The 17,154-nt window shown below is 39.5% G+C and carries 14 protein-coding genes; 4 read left to right on the top strand and 10 right to left on the bottom strand.

All coding sequences use genetic code 11. The features are described from left to right. Position 1: 1 nt before the first annotated feature. Complete coding sequence (locus ID12_RS07990) at positions 2-1,447, bottom strand: DUF4179 domain-containing protein (protein ID WP_050827017.1); 1,446 nt, start codon at positions 1,445-1,447, stop codon at positions 2-4. After that, positions 1,416-1,961: a sigma-70 family RNA polymerase sigma factor gene (locus ID12_RS07985; protein WP_047946429.1), complete on the bottom strand. Its 546-nt coding sequence runs from the start codon at positions 1,959-1,961 to the stop codon at positions 1,416-1,418. Before ID12_RS07985 ends, ID12_RS07990 begins: the two co-directional genes overlap by 32 nt. 179 nt (positions 1,962-2,140) lie before the next feature. Between ID12_RS07985 and ID12_RS19520 the strand changes: the two genes are divergently transcribed. Next, entirely contained in the window at positions 2,141-2,314 is a 174-nt protein-coding gene (locus ID12_RS19520; protein ID WP_050827016.1) for a hypothetical protein, read from the top strand. 44 nt (positions 2,315-2,358) lie between these two features. On the opposite strand, the gene ID12_RS07975 is transcribed toward ID12_RS19520, so the two are convergent. Then, on the bottom strand, positions 2,359-2,928 hold the full coding sequence (locus ID12_RS07975; protein ID WP_017359832.1) for a hypothetical protein: 570 nt from the start codon (positions 2,926-2,928) through the stop codon (positions 2,359-2,361). Between the two features lie 139 nt (positions 2,929-3,067). Between ID12_RS07975 and ID12_RS07970 the strand changes: the two genes are divergently transcribed. After that, complete coding sequence (locus ID12_RS07970) at positions 3,068-3,634, top strand: GNAT family N-acetyltransferase (protein WP_050827015.1); 567 nt, start codon at positions 3,068-3,070, stop codon at positions 3,632-3,634. Between the two features lie 401 nt (positions 3,635-4,035). Here the strand turns inward: ID12_RS07970 and ID12_RS07965 are convergent, their stop codons facing one another. The 7 genes from ID12_RS07965 to ID12_RS07935 form a co-directional block, all read right to left on the bottom strand. Further along, a complete protein-coding gene (locus ID12_RS07965; RefSeq protein ID WP_050827014.1) occupies positions 4,036-5,007 on the bottom strand; it encodes a sce7725 family protein in 972 nt (323 codons plus the stop codon). 10 nt (positions 5,008-5,017) lie between these two features. Next, on the bottom strand, positions 5,018-5,863 hold the full coding sequence (locus ID12_RS07960; protein ID WP_080987781.1) for a sce7726 family protein: 846 nt from the start codon (positions 5,861-5,863) through the stop codon (positions 5,018-5,020). A gap of 511 nt (positions 5,864-6,374) precedes the next feature. Beyond that, on the bottom strand, positions 6,375-7,916 hold the full coding sequence (guaA, locus tag ID12_RS07955) for a glutamine-hydrolyzing GMP synthase (protein WP_017359841.1): 1,542 nt from the start codon (positions 7,914-7,916) through the stop codon (positions 6,375-6,377). Between the two features lie 184 nt (positions 7,917-8,100). Further along, positions 8,101-10,299, bottom strand: a complete 2,199-nt coding sequence (locus ID12_RS07950; RefSeq protein WP_050827012.1) for a transglutaminase TgpA family protein — start codon at positions 10,297-10,299, stop codon at positions 8,101-8,103. A gap of 11 nt (positions 10,300-10,310) precedes the next feature. After that, positions 10,311-11,501 (bottom strand): DUF58 domain-containing protein, encoded by a 1,191-nt coding sequence (locus tag ID12_RS07945; protein WP_050827011.1) that lies wholly within the window; start codon positions 11,499-11,501, stop codon positions 10,311-10,313. Further along, the gene (locus ID12_RS07940; RefSeq protein ID WP_046526943.1) at positions 11,498-12,460 is read right to left on the bottom strand and encodes an AAA family ATPase; all 963 of its coding nucleotides are present in this window, start codon (positions 12,458-12,460) and stop codon (positions 11,498-11,500) included. Before ID12_RS07940 ends, ID12_RS07945 begins: the two co-directional genes overlap by 4 nt. Positions 12,461-12,562: 102 nt before the next feature. After that, complete coding sequence (locus ID12_RS07935) at positions 12,563-13,462, bottom strand: cation diffusion facilitator family transporter (RefSeq protein ID WP_008344349.1); 900 nt, start codon at positions 13,460-13,462, stop codon at positions 12,563-12,565. 482 nt (positions 13,463-13,944) lie between these two features. On the opposite strand from ID12_RS07935, the gene gabP reads away from it, so the two are divergent. Then, positions 13,945-15,333: a GABA permease gene (gabP, locus tag ID12_RS07930; RefSeq protein ID WP_050827010.1), complete on the top strand. Its 1,389-nt coding sequence runs from the start codon at positions 13,945-13,947 to the stop codon at positions 15,331-15,333. Positions 15,334-15,430: 97 nt separating this feature from the next. Continuing rightward, on the top strand, positions 15,431-16,960 hold the full coding sequence (locus ID12_RS07925; RefSeq protein WP_046526945.1) for a multicopper oxidase family protein: 1,530 nt from the start codon (positions 15,431-15,433) through the stop codon (positions 16,958-16,960). The last annotated feature ends 194 nt before the right edge of the window (positions 16,961-17,154 follow it).

Raw genomic sequence — 17,154 nt, 5'->3', positions numbered from 1 at the left:
CTTATTGACTAGCTTTTGATGTTTCTTTTTTGACTGGAATGGTTACCTTTATTTCTTTTTGTGATGCCAACAGATTCAGATCTGACAAATTAAGATAAAGCCCATAATCCTTAAATGAAAAATGGTTTAATGATAGTTTGTCTAACTCCTTCACATCAAAATCAAAAGTGGATTGCATAGAAGCTGTCTTTAAATTGGTCACCTTCGCATTGTTCCCCTTCAAATAATATCCGTTTTCGTAATTTACTTCAGGATTGGACCATGATTGCATTTTTTTCACATCGCCTAATCCAATTGCTCCACCAACACTCTTCATATCAGCCTCATCTAATTTTTCCTGGTCTACTCCAGTAAATTGATAATCAACTGTTAAAGAACGCCCTTTTTGCTTTATTTTATTGATTTTAATCCCAATTCCATGGTGCTTTGTTCTGAACTGAACAGGCAGCTGATTCTGGAGTGAAATGATTTTGCTTTCTTCATGTTCATATATCCCATTAATATAAAATGTCAGTTCAGTAGTGTTTGAAGCAATTGGCTTATCCAAAATGGTCAAAGCATTTTGTCTAGTTTTTTTAGTTGAAAGTTGTTTTTCCTTTAATGTTGCTCCATTCATAAGCCTGTACTCATTTCCCAAATTATCTCTCATGCTATCTAGAGTGATATCATCATCTTTTGCGACACCATTGTAATCAATCGCATATTGAATCACAGAGGAATTCACTCCATTTTCCACCTTGATATCTTTCACTTGATAACGTCCATTTAGAATAGATGCTTCTTTTTGTCCTGCTAATAAGGTGGTTTTTTGCTTAACCACAGGTAACTCAAAGCGCCAATTCCCTACAATATCTCCAATTTTCGATATCACGAGTTGTGCTTTTTGACCTTGCTTAATCATTTGTCCATTTGTATAGAATTCTATTCGTCCAGCATATCGACCATCTTTTAGTTTTTTCAACTCTGGACCACTTGTATCTGGTTGGAAATTTTCATTGATCTGATCTGAATCAATTTTGATCGGTATAAAATCTTCATTTGTATGGAAGTTCTCCACAGTAAACGTATAAACAAGCCGCCCGGCATCATAATACACACTGTTCACTTTCACAGTAACCCCTCTTGATTCAGCTCCCTCATTGACATGCTTCACCAACTCACTCTGAAAAAGAGACATTCCTACTTTATCGTGAAACATCATATATAACTGTCCAACAAGTGGCACTCGAGCCATCGCTGTATTAAGAGAAGGAAAAATGAAGCCTGATGAAAAATAAAGAACGATTAGTACGATGGCAGAATATATTGGCGTTCTCCAATTCCATGTGAACCACCGTCTTTTCTTTTCCGCTTTCACATCTCCCATTGCTTGACGAATTGCAGAGGTCAATTCAACTTTTGGTACATCAATCTCTTCATAATGCTTTTTCATTTCTTTTCGTTCCATCGACACTCTCCTCCTTCTCCAATGTTTGCTTTAATAACTTTCTTGCTCGATACAAATGAGTTTTGACCGTTCCTTCGGGCACACCCATCTGTTCAGAAATCATTGAAATCGAATAATCTTGAAAATAAAATAGCTGAATCACGAGCTGATATTGCTCATCTAATACATCTAGTGCATTTTTTAAATCGAGCTTGTCTTCCAAAAAATCATGCCGCTCAACGCTCTCATGCTGCTGTTCAAACGGAACAACATCTTGCTGCTTTTTCTTCATCGCAAAAATCGTATGAATCAAAATCCTAGTCAGCCATGTAGAAAAATAAGCCGGTTCTTTTAATCCAGATAAATGTTTAAATGCTTTAATGACCGTCTCCTGAACAGCATCTAACGAATCCTCTTTATTTCTTGTATAGAGAAAAGCCGTTTTATATAAACGCTCTTGATACATCAGCATTAATGTCTCAAATGCCGGGACATTCCCTTTTTGTGCTTTTTTAATTAGACGCACTTGCTTCATCTCATCCACACCTCCTACACCTGTTAGAGCACACTTTCTCACAAACGGTTTCAACAAACAGAAATTTCTTTTACTCAACATATGTCGGACAAAAATAGAGAAAGTGAAGGATAGGCCGCAAAGATCGTATTGAACTTTTGATATAATGGAAGAAATATCTACAAAGAGGAGGATATTGATTGTTTTTATTTGAAGAACCCACGTGTGCTAGCTGTCAGAAAAAAATAGAAGGTAACGAAGAAGTGTACGTTAAGCTGGTCTATCCAAAGAGACGAGGGATGACAGAGGTGAAGGCTTGGCTGAGAAATGAAGGGGTTTTTTATTGTAAGGCATGTTATGAAAAAACAACATAAAGACGAGCACTTCAATAGAATGCTCGTTTTTACTTTCTACTATTTCACTCCCGCTTACTGCGAAGTTCAATGAGTGCTAGTGTCTCGTCATTGAAAAAGAACTCCAAAATGATGCCATTTGATTGATCTTGGTATTGTATACCTTTGCTATACCCTTCGACAAACCAAAGCTGCTTGAATTGATTTCCATACATTTGTATCACAGATGAATAATCTGCACCAATTGTAACACCCTTAGATGTTTGAAAACTTTTTTGAGTTGACTGATTGTAAATAGATGTTACTCGATGATGTTGATCAACTGATACGACAAAATCTTCATTTTCTTTTTCCATGTAGACCGTCTGTTTTTGATGAGAGAATTGAGAATTCTCAACAAAATGATGATCTCCCTTAAATGTTTGACCGATCTTAAAATGACCTATCGATTCATCTGTTAAAGTGATAGAGTGAAAATTAAAAAACATAGCTATCCAGACAACTAGTATGGCTCCACCTAAAACAGAACCTATTATCACTAACACCTTAGAACGAAAGGCTCCCTTTTTAAATAAATAAATCATTAAAGATACGGTGATCATCATGATACAAATCATGATCAGAAAAATGCCCATTTCTTTTATCCTCTTTTTTTTTTAGTAAAATTCGAATGTACATGATTACCCCAATGTTAAATTCATATTATATCAGAGCATTCCACAAATTGTACCAATACAGGTATAATTTAAATAAAATAAACTATAGGAGATACATATGACTAGACATAAGTTGATATTTCCACAATCATTTCCAACGATACAGACCGAAAGACTAATCTTAAAACAAGCGACGATCGCAGATGCCGAGGATATGCACGTCTACTTATCCAATGAAAGCGTGTGCCGCTATATGGGCATTGATGCACATGAAACCATCGAAGACACAAAAGGTGAAATCAAGTGGTATGACAATATCTTCAATGAACAAACAGGCATCCGCTGGGGCATTTCTTTAAAAGACAACCCTGCGATCATCGGCAGCTGCGGCTTTCTCAATCTAGAAAAACAGCACCACCGTACGGAAATTGGCTATGAATTACACCACGATCATTGGAGAAAAGGCATCATGAAGGAAGCGATTACTGCTGTATTGAGATATGGATTTCAGGAGATGAATTTGAACCGGATTGAAGCCATTATTGATCCAGCAAATACATCCTCTGTTCAACTATTAGAGAAGATTGATTTTGTGCGAGAGGGTTTATTAAGAGATTATGAATTGGGTCAAAAGGGATTCGATGATGTGTATATGTATTCGATTTTGAAGAGAGATTATGAATAAAACAAATGAAAACGGATATTCATTTCATTCAAAAACCGCAATCAGAATATGTTTCTTTTCACATTATAGAAAGTGTCGATAAAAGATCGTTCTTGTATACTTCAAATGGGATATTTTTTATAAAGGGGCTTATGAAAGTAATTAATAAAATTCGTAAAGTCTAGAAATGGTATACAGAAGCCCCCCCAATGTTAATAGAACAACGTATGTAATATATTTCTTTCACTTTATTCTCAGGTTCTTTCTTATAAACACACACCTGAAAATCAATCAACAAATATCAAATATTCCTTGAACATTTTCTAAATCAGAAACTGAAATTTCAAAAAATACCTTTCAAGAGGCGAAAGGTATTTCAAAAAAAGGAAATTCATTCATAAAGTTCGTTGTATGTAGTGCGGTTACAATGTTTCTAAAACTTCTCCTGTAATTTCAAGGTGATGCATTATTGAAAAACGCTTCACACTTCCAAGACCTGGGTAAGCCTCTTTGTCATGTGTATCCTTTATTTTTGAATAGCCTAATGTTTTTAAACTTATATTTGGTTCACACCACGCAACTAATTTTTTTGTTGCTTCCTTATATTTTTGTGATGGATTCTTAGGGCTATTATTTGTATCAGATATGAAATGACGAATTCTAAGGTGCTTATTTTCATTTCCTTCGTATACCATATGAATAGCAATAGCGTAAGGGCTAAACCCATTATCAACATATTCAGAGTCAACTATGCTATAGTCAGAAAAACCTACACACCCTTGAGTTGAATAAATTGAATGATCTTTTGAGAAAAATTCATCCTCAGGATAATCAGAATTTCTTTCTCTTTTGTTAAACCTATCTCTCCATAATACTGCTCTACCAGTAAAATTAATAACGTCTTCAATTTCAGTCGTGAAACATAATTTGATTCTATTGTTTTCAATGAAAGAACTTTGCATAAATGCCATATTCTCTCCAGCATCTTTAAGTAAGATAGCGATCTCATTTTCAGATTTAAGTTTAGAATTATTGAAGTATCCATTGAAATCATTACAGTAATAAAGAGCTATTTTTACAAATTCAGAAGTCAGTAGAACATTGAATTTTTCTTTAATTAAATTTAACCGTTTTATTCTACGAACCTCATCTTCATCTTCATTTCCTAATAAAGTTTCACTCATGTTATTCTCAAATTCTCCAACAATTGGGTTCATAACGAGATAAATATTTCTTTCGGCTTTTACAAATTCAGCTAAGGTACTTACTAAAGTAGAGGATAGTTTAACTAATTCTATTACGGGGGTTACTCTATCTCCCAACTTCCCAGCTAAAAGTAACTCTTTTATTGCTAATAATTCTTCCTGTTTCCCCCTCAAAAATGGATAGTACATTTTTTTCCTCCTAGAATATATTTCTTTTCAGACGTGTAAATTGATTGTCTGTTAAGTTACTGAAATACGCTAGCGATTTTAATGATTTTGGTAAATCAAAAAAAATTGGGTTAGAGACCTTGTTTCGTTGCTTTAACTTTTTTATAAAATAGTTATAAGCTCTGTCTTGCTCTATATTTAAAAATAGAGCTTTACACGTATTATAGTATTCAAATTGCGACACTTTAGGTAGATACCCATAATAATTAAAAATAATGTCTTCATATTCACCTTTTCTAAGGATATCAAACATTATTCCTAATTCAATACTATCGTTTGATTTAATTGGAGGACAAATAGGGCTTATAGTCCCTCTTCTAGTCAACAAAGAAACCCCGACAGAAGAATCTTTATATATTTTAGATACTTTTTCAACATGTGACTCGCTTGTCAATATAGTTACATGGTCAAAAGCTTTATAATAATTTTTAATTTGGTTATCTAGTCTTTCAAAATTATCTAGTTCAGTTTTAATTTCATAAACTACAGCTTTTCCATTAATTAGAACAAAGTCTGCCTTTGCATCACCAATCGGTAATTCCGTTAAAGCTGTAGTTGTATTGATACTATGAACTCCTAACAAGAGCTTATTCAATAAAGTGTTTTTATAATAGTATTCATTTCTATAGTTTTGATGCAAAATAGAGTACAACTTTTCGAAGGCACTTGCTATTGACTCAATATTGTTATCAGAGTGAATAAATTTTTTTCTAGCTTCATCAAAGGTACTACTAATTTTAACAGTGGTATTTGTTAATTCATTTAAAATTTTTCTTGTAAAAACTCTTGTTAATAATGAATAATCTTTTTCTCGCAAGCTTCTCACTCCAAATTGCATTGATAACTTTATTGTTTTCCATTAAGAAAAATGCAATTAAAATAAGTGTAACAAATATGTATAATTTTAACAACTTTTTTCTGTTTTTAAATATCACCAAGGTATTTTTCTAGCTGGATACTCTTTGAATTTTTTTAAAAGACAAAGAAACTTTTTCATAATCAAAGAAGAACTTCTAAATTTTGAAGTAACAGAAACATCCCTTTATTATATTTAAAGAGAAGTTATTTTAAACCCTAGAATTTACACTCTTTGATTTTTCTTAAGATAAAAAATAGTGTCCTGTATACAATTACTCTAAAAATAAGCAAAAAAGCCCAGTATAGTGAGGTTGTCACTCAAAAACTGGAGCTTTTCAGAAATCCAAAATATCGGGAATTTAAAAAAACAATCTTGTAGACATTTCGAACTTGTTTTAACTGATCAAAACAGCTGTATTCTCCACCGAATACCGTTAAATCAAGTTATTTTAAAAATTTATATATTACTTTTATTCCCACTCAATCGTAGCAGGCGGCTTACTCGTAATATCATACACCACGCGGTTAATATGCTTCACTTCATTCACGATACGAGTCGAGATCTTCTCAAGCACGTCCCAAGGGATTCTTGCCCAGTCACTCGTCATACCATCAATAGACGTAACAGCACGGATACCGATTGTGTAATCGTATGTTCTTGCGTCACCCATGACACCTACGCTGCGGATGTCTGGGAGGACTGTGAAGTATTGCCAGATGTCGCGCTCAAGGCCGAAGTTGGCAATTTCTTCTCGTAGAATCGCATCAGATTCACGGACGATTTCTAGTTTTTCTTCAGAAATTTCACCTAGTACACGGATTCCTAGTCCTGGACCTGGGAATGGCTGTCTCCATACGATGTCGTCTGGAATACCTAGCTCTGACCCTAGAGCACGGACTTCATCCTTGAATAGCGTATTAAGTGGCTCAATCAATTCAAACTGCATGTCTTCTGGAAGACCGCCAACGTTGTGGTGAGATTTGATTGTTTGTGCCGTTGCTGTACCACTCTCAATGATGTCAGTGTAAAGCGTTCCTTGTGCTAAGTAGTCGATTCCTTTTAACTTGTCCGCCTCGTCATCGAATACATAGATGAATTCGTTACCGATGATTTTACGTTTTTGCTCAGGATCAGACACACCTTTTAGCTTGTTTAAGAAGCGATCTTTCGCATCTACTTTAATCACGTTCATGTTGAAACCTTCGCTAAATGTTTTCATTACCCCTTCTGCTTCGCCTTTGCGAAGAAGACCGTGGTCAACGAAAATACATGTCAGCTGATCGCCGATGGCTTTGTGGATCAATACCGCCACAACAGATGAATCTACACCGCCGCTTAGTGCGCACAATACTTGTTTGTCGCCTACTGTTTCACGGATTTTCTGCATTTCGATTTCAATGAAGTTCTCCATTGACCATTTGCCATCGCACTCACATACGCCGAAGACAAAGTTCTTCAATAGATCATTTCCGTACTCAGAGTGACGTACCTCTGGGTGGAACTGAACGCCATAGAAATTCTTCTCAGCTAAGCTCATCGCTGAGTTTGGACAATGTGCACTTGTTGCATCAACTGTAAAGCCTTCTGGTACTTCAACGACAAGGTCACCATGGCTCATCCAAACGACTTGATCCGTTGGAAGGTCTTTGAATAGAGCAGGTGTTCCGTTAATATGAATGTCTGCTTTTCCATATTCACGCTGGCTTGCCGCTTCTACTTTCCCACCTAAATAGTGAGTCATCAGCTGCATGCCGTAGCAAATGCCTAGAACCGGAATGCCTAGATCAAAAATCTTTTCGTCACAGCGGAAAGATCCTTCATCATATACACTGTTTGGTCCACCAGAAAGGATGATTCCTTTCGGCGCCATTTCTTTAATTTCTTCAGCAGTTAAAGTGTGCGGATGAAGCTCACTGTACACACCAAATTCACGAATACGGCGAGTGATCAGCTGATTGTACTGACTACCGAAATCGAGAACCAAAATCATTTCATTTACTAAATTTGTCATGGTGTCACCTCTATGTCCAATATAGTTTTTATAAACGCACAGAAAAAATGAGAGGAGAAAACCTCTCTCAGTGTAAATCACGCTTTTGAAGCGCCCAGACTCACATCCGAACGCTTCAATTTCATGTATTTTAGAAGGTTTTAATATTCACCTATTCTAACAACAGGAAGGTACGTGGTCAAGACTATCTCCTGTTTATTAAATTTTCCCATAACTTCACCGACTGCCGCCAAAGCGCCGACGCATCTTCTCGCCTGTAGAGCGCCCGCTCATAGAACTGCGTTAGTTCAGACATGTGATGATTCCCTTCCTTGTCATCGATCAAAGAAGCAAATTCTCTTAGCGTCATGCCTGGCTTTTTCTCGATCCCTCTGCGCCTTAGCTGTTTTAATAGAGCAGCATACGCGTAGAAAAAAGCTTCCTCATCTGGCAGACGTTTTACCTTTCTCACAATAAAGATTGGCAGCCACCTTGCTCTGAACCGGTAAAGCATCCAGCCTATGAAACCAAGAAAGACAATCACACCTGCTGCGTAGCCCAAGATTGAACCAACATGAACCATACTTGGCTTTGCTTTAGCTGCTTGTTCCTCTTGTTTTGCCGCCTGTTCTGGTTCTTGTTGCTGCGGCTGCTGTGTCTGCTCGTTTTCTTGTTGATCAGATGCGGGCTGATCTTTTTCATCCTCTTGATCATCTGCTTGGTCGTTGTTAGCCGTGGTTTCATTCGTAAATGTCTCTGGGTTCGTGAACCCTTTTGTCGGTTCAAAAGTCACCCAACCACGGTTTGGAAAATACACCTCTACCCATGAATGGGCATTGTTATTGGTCACTTCATACACATTGTTTCCATCCATCTGTGTTTCATATAACTGACCAGACGTATATCCTTTCACCCATCTCGCCGGAATTCCAATCGAGCGAAGCATGACAATCATCGAGGTTGAAAAGTTATCACAATAGCCAATCATCGTATCAAATAAGAACTGATCCACATAGTCTTCGTTACGCCCAGGCACAGCGACATGTTGGGTTTCATATGAAAACTTCGCAGATCCTAAATAATCCTCGATCGCTTTTGCTTTATCATACATATTATCCTTCGTTTCCGTTAAGCTGTTCGCCAATGTTTTCACACGCTCTGGCAGCGAGGATGGGAGCTGCAAGTATTCACGTCCGACCTGCTGATTCACTTGCTGCTTGGTTGGCACTTTGATTCGCTGTAAGTCCTCTAGGATAAATGTAGGTGATAAGAAGCTGACTCGATAGTTCCCTAAATTTTTGGGCGGGTTTTGAGTAGACGGGACAATTTTCTCCGTTTTGCCCATCATTTGCAGTGGAATGTTTTCCATTGGCGTCAGCATAACCGTACCAATCGGATAAACAGCATGATTAAATCGATAATTTGATTCCATATCGACTCTTGTTTCATGCTCCTCTGTTTTCACGCGATTGGTAAACCACCGGTTCGGCACTTCATTCCCTTTTAACCGAGTAGGTTTCGTATCATTTGAAGCATCCTCCCAGCCTTTCCCCGTGTAAATACTTTTTGTTTCTACACGAAAATAAGACGGCTCTTTTCCGCTCCATTTAAATACCGGTGTACGGTCCTCACTAAACGGTCCCCCAAGCGACGAATCATCCGCACTATATCCCACCTTATTCTGTCCGGCAGAACCATCTTGATTCGTGACCGCTTTAAAAAACGGGACAGGGTCAGGCCATTTCGGATCAGATTTTGGCAAAGACGCACCGAGTGATGCTGATACAAGAACAAGCGCCAGCATGGGTAAGAACCAATTGAGACGCGCTTTCTGTGACACCCGCACACCTTCAGCCGAACGAAGCCGGTCGAAATAGAGCAGGCCAAGCAAACAAAAGCCAAATACCATAATTCGAACGATCGCAAAAGTCGCATCATAAGGTGTAAACGTATCAAGAATCGTGACATATACAATCGTCATCAGTAAAAAGAAAAAGATACGCTGCTGATACACAACCCAATAATGAAGCAAATAAACAAGTAGCCAAAGCAAAATATAAAACAACAATGTACGGAAAGACGGATACATGTCACTCCACATGCCCATGCTCATTAAAGAAATATTATCTTTAATATCAGCAAACAGCGCAGGCAGATAACTTGGCTCTGATTGATAAAAAATCAAATATAATGCGAGCAAGATCAATCCAGCACAAATAGGAAACGTCACATACCACTTCAATCGAAAGAACGTAAACAAACACGTAAGCCCTATAAAAATGATGAAATAAGACGTATGACTCGTCTCTGTAAAATCTTGAAGCGGACGAAGCCACTCCCAAAGCAGCAGAAATGCGACAGCATAATAGATGAACAACTCAAAACGGCTTTGCCGCTGATGCATATAAATGTTTGTCACCTCACAGTTCTTTCGTGCAGCCGGTCCTCAAATAAAAGGGTCGTGTGTATCCCAGAAGCTTTAAGCCGGTCCACAAGCTGTTTTTCTTTTGCCGTCAATCGATCAACGGCTCTCTTCACTAAAAGAACGGTGATGTTCTTTCTGTTTCGATTCCCAAGTAAAATGGTAGCAAGCTCTTCTTGCAGATGACCTGTCACCACATACTTACCTGTCTGCTGGTGCTCACTCGATGTTAATGATTGATAATCAGGTGCACGAGAAGGCTGATACTGCACCTTTGTTAAATAGTAGAGCATGTCCTGTAAATGCCACTCTCCTTGATCCACTCGAAATAAGTGCTGACCCCCAAGCGGGACAAGACCTACTGGCACCCCTTTTTTCACAGCCGTTTGCAGAACCGATGCGGACATAGACACAATCGTTTCAAAAGCGGCTTCATCTGTAAAATCAGCAAACACCACCAGATCCTTTGTCTGATTCTGTTCAAACTCCTTCGTCATAAGCTGACCTCTTCTAGCTGTTGTCTTCCAGTCCACCCAAGCGAAACGGTCTCCTTGCTGGTATTCACGCACACCTGTCGTCACATTTGTCGGTTCATTTAACCAAGAGTGCAACGCTTTGCCTCCATTTTCATTCACCGATGCAGCAGATTCAACAGGAATATCCAACATTTTCGGATACACAAGCAATTTTTTCTCTAGTGGAAGAATCACTTCTTTTTCCACAAACCCAAACATATCACCCGTTTTGATTCTAATCGCCGTCAATTGATGCTCTCCCCGCATGATGTCATTGAATTGATACGAAAATCGCCACGTTTTCCGAAACCATGGAAAGATCATTCGCTTCATTTCAATCTGTTCCTGTAAATGGAAGGTATCCGGCGGTTCATCCTCAAGTATGACGTACACGTACGGAAATAGATTCGTCCGCTTGATTTCAAGGTCCACAGACAGCACTTCCCCTGCCTTTAACCGGGTATGCTGTAATGTCCTTTTGGCTGTTGCACGAAGTGGAACAAGGGCAAACAGCAAAGCATACAAAGCATATGGTGAAAATGCATAAAAAAGGAACCAGCTCACAAAGCCGCCCTGAAACATGGCATAGCAAAAGACTGCTGCCGTGAGAATGACGAGCATCATCACCCGTAACCATAATGAAACGGCTAAACGATTACGTGACTTCATTGAGTCATCGACTTTTGAACTGGTACGCCAATATGCTCAATCATCTGTCGCAACAGTGTCTCCGCCTTCTTCCCTTCATATGTTGCTTCTGATGTCAAAATCATGCGATGCGGCAATGTGTAAGGCGCCAAATACTGTACATCATCAGGAATCACATAATCCCGCCTGTTCATCAGCGCATACGCCTGAGCCGCTTTCATCAATGCAATTGAACCCCTTGGGCTCACGCCTAAATAGACAGACGGATGATTTCGCGTCGCTTGGGCGATTTCGACAATATATTCTTTAATCGACGCATCCACATGTACGGTCTGAACCGCTTGTTGCAAAGCATGGATATGATCTTTTGTCATGACTGCCTGAAGCGTGTCAATTGGCGATTGTTTCTCCTGCAAATTCAGCACCTCAAGCTCCTCCAGCATGGTTGGATACCCCATCTGCAGCTTAAATAAGAAACGGTCCATTTGCGCTTCTGGAAGTGGATAGGTTCCCTCATACTCCACTGGATTTTGCGTTGCCATCACAAAGAAAGGATCTGCCAGCGGCATCGTTTCTCCGTCCACTGTCACACTGCCTTCTTCCATCGCTTCAAGAAGGGCTGATTGTGTTTTAGGAGAGGTTCGGTTGATTTCATCAGCCAAAATAATCTGCCCCATAATCGGTCCTTGTCTAAATTCAAACTCGTTTGTCTTTTTATTATAAATCGACACACCTGTTACATCTGAAGGCAAAAGGTCAGGCGTAAATTGAATTCGCTTAAACTCACACCCAATGGATTTTGCCAGAGCACGAACCATCATGGTCTTCCCAACGCCAGGCACATCCTCTAATAGCACATGCCCCTTCGCCAAAATCGCAACAAGGCTTAATATCGCAATATCTTTTTTCCCTACCATCACTTTATTGATGTTATCTACGATTTTTTGTAAATCTGAATGCATTGGTTCATCAAATGCCATCCTGATCCTCCTATCACGTTTCCGTCAATTTTCATATAGTCTAACTTTACCATACAACACGCATTTGCATGAAACATCAACACGTAGAAAAAAGAAGCCTTCTCACGACGGAAAAGACTTCTGCTCCTCTTTAGGCTCACTTGCTGGTTCCATATGAACATGAGAGTGTAGAATATCATGTTCCTGCTTCATTCTGCGTTCAATTTCATCTGCAATATCATGGCTTTCTGCGATGTTTAAATGCGGTTCTACTTCAACGACCACATCCACATGGACGGTGCTTCCAAGATAACGAGCTTTAATGTCTTTCAAATCGCCCACTCCTGGTGTCGCTTCAATCGTCTCTTTATATTTAGACATATCTTTTATATGAAAACCGTCCGTTAACGAATGAGACGCATCTCTGAAAATCTCCCACGCCGTTTTACAGATAATTAAGCCAATCACAAACGCAGCAAGCGTATCAACCCATGCCAGCTGAAATTGAGAGGCGATAATTCCGACAAACGTCCCGATACTCACATAAGCATCTGATTTATTATCAGCCGCTGCCGCATATAGGGCCTGGCTATTAATTCGTTTAGACAGTTTACGGTTATACATATACACGCCATACATCACAACAGCACTTCCTGCTGCCGTCCAAGCTGCAATCATATCAGGCGTTTGATGCTCTGATGAGAAAAGCGACTGGCCTGCACTCAGCAAAACCTGAAGCCCGACAAGCATCATAATAAAGGAAGCCACAAGTGACGCAATATTTTCAGCTCTAAAATGACCGTATGGATGATCCTCATCAGGTGGCTTCTGAGAAATACGCAGCCCAATTAATACGGCAAGCGAAGCAATGATATCTGTCGTATTATTCAAGCCATCTGCGGAAAGGGCTTCTGAATGAAACACATACCCAATGATCAGTTTGACAGCAGATAAGATCACATAGGCTATAATGCTGACCCAAGCACCTGTTTCACCTTGTCTTAATTCGTTGTAGCGCTCCATACCGAACAGCGCCTCCTCACACATTACTTTTCTATATTTATCTTACAAAGCCAAGCCCGTGTGGGTCTACAGCAACATGATTCGCTTGAATCAGCAAAATAGGATACATAGAAATGTGTTGACCTAAGCAAACTTATTTTTATAAGGTCAATTGACCTCAAGACCTACTCCCATCAACGTTTTTCAAAACCACCCCGAAAAATGAAAAAGAACAAAATCACTCTACTGTACAATTGTCAGAATAGTTTTATTTTAAAACACAACTTTTCTTTCTTCCTTCTTATGCTATTTTTAAGAATGGGCAGAGGAAAATGAGGGAACATAATCTCTCAAATCCTTTATACTTTTTAACATCATGTTAAGAGGTTTGAAATGTCAGTTTGATAACCTGTCCAATGCTGAATGACAATTCAGTATGATAAAATTTAAAATATTCTAAAAACAAACTCTCGAATAAAAGAGAAATGTTTGGAGGTAAAGAAATGTCCAACATGACAAACGGTCTTCAAAAAAACCTTAAGACAAGACATATTTCAATGATCTCCATTGCCGGGGTCATTGGGGCAGGGCTATTTGTTGGTAGTGGTGCTGTCATTCATTCTGCAGGGCCTGGATCGATTCTTTCCTATTCATTTGCCGGACTTCTGGTCATCTTTATTATGAGAATGCTTGGAGAAATGGCATGTGCCTATCCGACAAGCGGCTCTTTCTCACAATATGCGAGCGACGCCATCGGCCCGTGGGCTGGGTTTACAATCGGCTGGCTTTACTGGTTCTTCTGGGTCATCGTCATCGCCATTGAAGCCATTGCCGGTGCTGCCATTATTCAATATTGGTATGGAGATGCACCTGTTTGGCTCACAAGTCTTATCCTCACAATCCTCTTAACTTTGACAAATATCTTTTCTGTTAAATCTTTTGGCGAATTTGAATATTGGTTTTCATTGATTAAAGTCGTCAGCATTATTCTATTCCTACTCATTGGTTTTGCATTTATCTTTGGTTTTGGCGGTCATCATACTGCAGGTCTTGCCAATTTAACGGGGAATGGCGGTTTCCTTCCAAACGGGTTCGGCTCTGTGCTCCTCGGGATTGTCGTTGTCATCTTTTCATTCATGGGAACCGAGATTGTAGCAATTGCCGCAGGTGAGTCAGCAGACCCTGTCAAATCTGTGACAACAGCTACTCGTTCAGTTGTATGGCGTATTATTGTTTTCTACGTCGGGTCGATCGCTGTCGTTGTCACGTTACTCCCATGGAATTCAGCGAGTATTTTAACAAGTCCGTTCGTTGCAGTATTAGAATACATCGGTGTCCCATCAGCCGCTCAAGTCATGAACGTCATTGTTTTAACAGCCGTTCTTTCTTGTTTAAACTCCGGCCTATACACAACGTCCAGAATGCTTTATTCATTAGCTGAAAGAGGCGAAGCACCAAAACGTTTTATGAAAATCAGCAAACGCGGTGTCCCTGTAGCAGCTACAGTCGCTGGTACCTTCTTTTCCTATATTGCCGTCATGATGAACTACTTTTACCCTGAAACCATCTTTCTATTTCTAGTCAATGCCTCTGGTGCCATTGCACTTCTTGTCTACTTGGTCATTGCCGTTTCACAATTAAGAATGCGTCGTAAAATTGAAAAAGAAAATCCAGAACAACTTAAAATCAAAATGTGGCTGTTCCCATACCTTACGTACTTTACCATTTTGGTCATCTGCGCCATCTTGGCCTCTATGCTGTTTATCGAATCGATGAGACCTCAGCTCATACTGACAAGCATCATTACCATCAGTGTACTAGCCGCCTACTTCATCTTTAAACCAAATAAAAAAGTGCCTGCAAGTGCAGCGCTTGAAAATAAACACCCTTAATTCTCCCGCTGAAAAGCGGGTTTTTTTATTTTATTCACCTATTTGGATGTCCGCACTTATAATGTATCAAATTGATTTTAAGTGAGGATTAGTCAACATGAACCTAGAAAAGTTTGTTGACGAGCTGCCAATTCCAGAAGTCGCAGAGCCCGTCAAAAAAAACCCAAGACAAACGTATTATGAAATCGCTATGGAGGAGGTGTTCCTAAAAGTTCATAGAGATCTGCCCCCAACCAAGTTATGGACCTATAATGGCAGTTTGCCTGGTCCAACCATTAAAGCGAATCGAAATGAAAAGGTCAAAGTGAAATGGATGAACAAATTGCCGCTGAAACACTTCCTGCCTGTCGATCATACCATTCACGCTGGACATCATGATGAACCCGAAGTCAAAACAGTCGTTCACCTGCATGGGGGCGTGACACCTGCAAGCAGTGACGGTTATCCAGAGGCTTGGTTTTCGCGAGACTTTGAAGCGACCGGCCCCTTCTTTGAACGAGAGGTTTACGAATACCCTAATCACCAGCAAGCATGCACATTGTGGTATCACGATCATGCCATGGCATTAACACGATTAAATGTATACGCCGGATTAGCTGGCTTTTATTTGATCTCAGATGCGTTTGAAAAATCACTCGAATTACCGAAAGATGAATATGATATCCCTTTAATGATCATGGACCGGACATTTCAGGAAGATGGCGCACTGTTTTACCCAAGTAGACCAAATAACACACCAGAAGATAGTGACCTTCCAGATCCCTCTATCGTGCCATTTTTTTGCGGGGAAACGATTTTAGTCAATGGAAAAGTATGGCCGTATTTAGAAGTAGAGCCGCGAAAATATCGTTTTCGTATCTTAAACGCATCCAACACAAGAACTTACGAGCTTCATCTAGATAACGACGCCACAATCTTACAAATTGGATCTGATGGCGGCTTTTTGCCAAGACCTGTTCATCACCAATCTTTTAGCATTGCACCTGCTGAACGTTTTGATGTCATCATCGACTTCTCAGCTTACGAAAACAAAACGATTGTTTTAAAAAATACGGCAGGCTGCGGTCAGGAAGTCAATCCAGAAACAGATGCAAACATTATGCAATTTAAAGTCACTCGTCCGCTCAAAGGAAGAGCAGCTAAAACATTACGTCCGATCTTCAAACCACTGCCACCGCTCCGGCCGAGCCGAGCTGATAACGAGCGGACGCTAACGCTTACTGGCACACAAGATAAATATGGGCGCCCGATTTTATTACTAGATAACCAGTTTTGGAATGATCCTGTCACGGAAAATCCTCGACTTGGTAGTGTAGAGGTATGGAACATTGTCAACCCAACAAGGGGCACACACCCTATTCATTTACATCTTGTTCAATTTCGGGTGATTGATAGAAGACCATTCGATACAGACATCTATCAATCAACAGGTGAAATCGTGTACACGGGACCAAATGAAGCGCCTCCTTTGCATGAACAAGGCTACAAGGATACAATTCAGGCGCATGCCGGTGAAGTCATTCGAATCATCGCTCGGTTTGTCCCATATAGCGGACGATATGTGTGGCATTGTCACATTTTAGAACATGAGGATTATGACATGATGCGGCCGATGGATATCATTTAGTAAATATGAAACCTCCTCTCTGTTAATTGCGTAATATGAAAAAGGGCTAACAGCTTCTATATATTAGCCCTCTATTTTCTTTTCAATCTCCATGAGAAAAAACGAACAATGTATCGCATGAATGGCATTTATTTGAACATTCCACACTTAAAAAGTTGACGAAGTAAACCGATAATACTACTATATACCCATTA

Source organism: Bacillus altitudinis (genome assembly GCF_001191605.1).
Classification (GTDB): Bacteria; Bacillota; Bacilli; order Bacillales; family Bacillaceae; genus Bacillus; species Bacillus altitudinis.
Note: the sequence above shows the minus strand (reverse complement) of the source record. Positions and strands in the feature narration are given on the sequence as shown.

Coding starts and splice junctions, on each gene's coding strand:
- ID12_RS07945 (WP_050827011.1), bottom strand. CDS start 11,501: ATGAAGTCACGTAATCGTTTAGCCGTTTCATTATGGTTACGGGTGATG.
- guaA (WP_017359841.1), bottom strand. CDS start 7,916: ATGACAAATTTAGTAAATGAAATGATTTTGGTTCTCGATTTCGGTAGT.
- ID12_RS07925 (WP_046526945.1), top strand. CDS start 15,431: ATGAACCTAGAAAAGTTTGTTGACGAGCTGCCAATTCCAGAAGTCGCA.
- ID12_RS07950 (WP_050827012.1), bottom strand. CDS start 10,299: ATGCATCAGCGGCAAAGCCGTTTTGAGTTGTTCATCTATTATGCTGTC.
- gabP (WP_050827010.1), top strand. CDS start 13,945: ATGTCCAACATGACAAACGGTCTTCAAAAAAACCTTAAGACAAGACAT.
- ID12_RS07990 (WP_050827017.1), bottom strand. CDS start 1,447: ATGGAACGAAAAGAAATGAAAAAGCATTATGAAGAGATTGATGTACCA.
- ID12_RS07975 (WP_017359832.1), bottom strand. CDS start 2,928: ATGGGCATTTTTCTGATCATGATTTGTATCATGATGATCACCGTATCT.
- ID12_RS07935 (WP_008344349.1), bottom strand. CDS start 13,462: ATGGAGCGCTACAACGAATTAAGACAAGGTGAAACAGGTGCTTGGGTC.
- ID12_RS07965 (WP_050827014.1), bottom strand. CDS start 5,007: ATGTACTATCCATTTTTGAGGGGGAAACAGGAAGAATTATTAGCAATA.
- ID12_RS07940 (WP_046526943.1), bottom strand. CDS start 12,460: ATGGCATTTGATGAACCAATGCATTCAGATTTACAAAAAATCGTAGAT.
- ID12_RS07985 (WP_047946429.1), bottom strand. CDS start 1,961: ATGAAGCAAGTGCGTCTAATTAAAAAAGCACAAAAAGGGAATGTCCCG.
- ID12_RS07970 (WP_050827015.1), top strand. CDS start 3,068: ATGACTAGACATAAGTTGATATTTCCACAATCATTTCCAACGATACAG.